Source organism: Mesorhizobium sp. M4B.F.Ca.ET.089.01.1.1, from assembly GCF_004022605.1.
GTDB lineage: Bacteria > Pseudomonadota > Alphaproteobacteria > Rhizobiales > Rhizobiaceae > Mesorhizobium > Mesorhizobium abyssinicae.
In genome coordinates, this window is sequence record NZ_RZOS01001047.1 from 1 (window position 1) to 779 (window position 779).

The 779-nt window shown below is 60.3% G+C and carries 1 protein-coding gene; it reads right to left on the reverse strand.

Features of this window, described 5'->3' with window-relative positions:
- Nucleotides 1–174: 174 nt before the first annotated feature.
- Nucleotides 175–779: substrate-binding domain-containing protein (locus tag EN780_RS35920; RefSeq protein ID WP_145971041.1), on the reverse strand; the 605-nt coding region annotated here is incomplete at its 5' end.

Sequence of the window (779 nt, forward strand, 5' to 3'; positions counted from 1 at the left end):
CCTCATAGTCGCCGAAGGCCGCCGGTTTCACACCGTCTGTGAGCCAAGGATAGTAGTGGGTTTCCAGATCCCACAAATGATGGTGCGGATCGATGAACGGCAGTTCGGTCACGATTTTGCTCCTTGATGGGGCGTGGACCCGCCGGTCGACCGGCAGGTCCACTCTCGTGATGCTCAATTGCTTGGTGGGAAAACGCGGGCGATGACCTTCTGCGCCTCGGGGCTGTCGACTTTGTCCGCGGTGACGAGCGGCATCACCAGAGCCAGGTCCTGGGTCACCGGCGCGCCTGTCAGCGCATTGTAGACCTGCTGCGTTCCATCGATGCCCTGGCCCACCGCTTCCTGGAAGAAGATGCCCTGGATCGCCCCTTTCTTCAGCAGCGCGATGGTGGTCGGCGATCCATCTGCGACCGTGATACCGACCTTGCCGGTCAGGCCGCGGGTCTCTACCACCTTGGCGGCACCCGAACCGGCTTCGTCATACATGCCGTAAATGGCCTTGATGTCGGGATTGGCGGTCAGCAGATCGTTTGCCTGCGTGACAGCCTCGTTTATTGTAAGACCGCGCGTTTCGAGCATCTGGACGAGATCGCAGCCATTCGCCGCGAACGCTTCCTTGGCACCCTTCAGATATTTCTGCGCGTTCTCCCTGTCCTGCGGCAGCGACAGCATTCCCACCTTGTTGCCGCCACGCTCCTTGGCGAGTTCGCAGGTGAATTTGCCTTGCGCCTTGCCGGTGTCGTAATTGTTCGCGGTAACCGAGGACGTGTAGTTGGTGA